The organism is Candidatus Magnetobacterium casense (assembly GCF_019173545.1).
GTDB lineage: Bacteria > Nitrospirota > Thermodesulfovibrionia > Thermodesulfovibrionales > Magnetobacteriaceae > Magnetobacterium > Magnetobacterium cryptolimnobacter.
Genome location: NZ_JABXWD010000573.1, coordinates 1 through 1,751, shown reverse-complemented (window position 1 = coordinate 1,751; position 1,751 = coordinate 1). Strand labels below are relative to the sequence as shown.

General features: G+C 53.2%; 2 protein-coding genes. Both read left to right on the top strand.

The genetic code is table 11. The features are described 5' to 3' along the window. Nucleotides 1-380: hypothetical protein (locus HWQ67_RS17695; RefSeq protein ID WP_218254017.1), on the top strand; the 380-nt coding region annotated here is incomplete at its 5' end. A 2-nt stretch (nt 381-382) separates the two neighbouring features. Further along, the coding region (locus HWQ67_RS17690) for a UvrD-helicase domain-containing protein (protein WP_218254016.1) at nt 383-1,751 on the top strand (1,369 nt) is incomplete at its 3' end.

The following is a 1,751-nucleotide window of genomic DNA, read 5'->3' as shown; positions in this document are numbered from 1 at the left end:
AGCTGTTCGTAGACACAGCGTTGAGGTTTGACCTGTTCCATCCGTCGAGATACCTGGTGCCGAATCATACAGAGGACACGGTGAAGTCACAGTTGGAACTTAACCTAAAGTCAGCCTGGGAGCTGGGGGTTAGCTTTGATCTCGCCTACGAAGAGACAGCCTTCTCGTTGTGCCCAGGAGAGAAGAGCATCGCCTGGTCAATAAACCTAGGAGAGGAAGAAGTTAATCCCGACGGACAGGGTCGCGGCACCGGACGCAAGCGAGTTAAGATCGCGCAGAAAATTATGAAAGGAACCTTGTCATACAAGGCCATAGCTCAGGCTATGTGCGAACGGTTCTTCGATCTCAGCCAGCTAGAGCAACTCAAGAAGCAGGCCTAGACATGTCGTATAGCGCAGAACTAGAGGACCTCCTAGGAAGATTGAATAAGTATCAGCTCAAAGCCGTAGAGACAACGGATGGCCTAGTCTGCCTGACCGGAGTTCCTTGTTCAGGCAAGACCGCGACGATAGTTGATCGTATCGCCAAGACGGTAGCCGATGGTGTAGACCCGGATTTGATTCTGGCCATGACCTTCACTAGAGCTGCGGCAGCCGAGATGAACGATCGGCTTAAGTCGCTGGGGATCGTCGGTGCAAGAGTTGGAACCATTCACTCCGTCTGTCGTCAGATCGCAGCCGCAGATTCAGTGCTGATATCAGCCGGCAAGTTCGATGAGCGAGAGTCGATGAGCATCCAGTTGAAGAAGATACTTGTGGGAATGCGCCGAGAGAGGATGATCGAGGATGATTACGGCGTGGACTTCGAGGCCGTGAAGCGGTTCATCGCCTTTTGCAAGGCCAAAGGTATCTGCTACATCGACGGAGATGTCTTCGGTCTAAACCCGTACTATGCGTCTAATATCCGTCGACAAGCCGAGCATTGGGCCGTGGATACCGGAATCCATCCGGCCATCCTGTTCAAGATATATGCAGCATTGGAACTGAAGAGGAGCGAGCTCGGTCTGTACGATTACGATGATATGCTACTTTGGGCATGGTTAACCTTGATATCGAATCCGGAAGCCAGGGACAGATGGAGAAATCGCTGGAATTTCATCATAGTAGATGAGACACAGGATTCGAGCCCTGTGCAATGGGATGTGGCTTTGCTTCTTGCCGGGTTGGACTCATCGATACCAGGGGTTCAGGCGTTACCTGCTCCTCCCGAGGAAGATGACAAGCCGCATAATCTGCTGGTGGCAGGGGACGCGGCGCAAAGCATCTATGCCTTCCGCTCAGCGGAGCCGGACAACTTTGTTGCTTTCGCCAATGATCCCAGGGTTCAGAAGCTGGCCTTGCCGATAAACTACAGATCTACTCCGACGATTTGTCGGGTAGCCAGCAACCTTGTCAGGGGGAAGCGCTGGCACCTGTCGGGAGACATGCAGCCGTTCAACAAGAAAGACTGGGCCAACTCGGTGCAGGTCAAAGAATATCCCGACCCGTCAGCGGAAGCCCTGGATGTGATCAGCCGCTGTCAGCAGATCGGATTGACAGAGGGTCTGAAGTCCTGTGCAGTGCTGTCACGACTGCGAGTAAGCTTGGACCTGGCCGAGATCATGTGCATCGCCAAGAAGATGAAGTACATCAAGATGGCTTCCGGCTCCCTGTTCGAGTCATCGGAGGTCAACGATATCCTCGCTTATCTTCGAGTGTCCTGCGGCTTTGACCCTGATGGTCGGTGGGTAAGGCACGTAATCAACAAGCCTT